This window comes from Arhodomonas sp. KWT (genome assembly GCF_010993615.1).
In genome coordinates, this window is the sequence record NZ_WNXE01000955.1 from 1 (window position 1) to 636 (window position 636).

1 protein-coding gene is annotated in these 636 nt (G+C 68.4%); it reads right to left on the reverse strand.

Going from position 1 to position 636, the window contains the following annotated elements; translation table 11 throughout:
• Positions 1–66: 66 nt before the first annotated feature.
• On the reverse strand, positions 67–636 hold a 570-nt coding region (locus tag G7A99_RS23520), incomplete at its 5' end, for an acyl-CoA dehydrogenase family protein (protein ID WP_163144471.1).

Genomic DNA, 636 nt, shown 5'->3' on the forward strand with positions numbered 1-636 from the left:
TCCAGCGAGACGACCAGCGTGCCGGCGAGCGGCTTGTCCTGGGCCTGCGTATCCATGGTGACTCCTTCAGAACGACCGCGGCATCCCCAGAACGTGTTCCGAGAGATACGCGAGGATGAGATTGGTGGAGACGGGCGCGACCTGGTAGAGCCGGGTCTCGCGGAGCTTGCGCTCGATGTCGAACTCGCGCGCGAAACCGAAGCCGCCGTGGGTCTGCAGGCAGGTGTCGCCGGCCCGCCAGGAGCAGTCCGCGGCGAGCAGCTTGGCCATGTTGGCCTCGGCGCCGCAGGACTCGCCCGCGTCGAACCGCCCGGCGGCCTCGTGGACCATGAGCTCGGCGGCCCGCATGTCCGCGTACGCCCGGGCGATGGGGAACTGCACGCCCTGGTTGCGCCCGATGGGCGCCCCGAAGACCTCGCGCTCGCTGGCGTAGGCGCTGGCGTGCTCGATGAAGAAGCGCGCATCGCCGATGCACTCGAAAGCGATCAGGATGCGCTCGGCGTTCATGCCGTCGAGGATGTAGCGGAAACCGCGCCCCTCCTCGCCGATCAGCGCGTCGGCGGGCACCGAGAGGTCGTCGAAGAACAGCTCCGTGGTGTGGTGGTTCATCATCGTCTCGATGGGCTGGACGGTGAG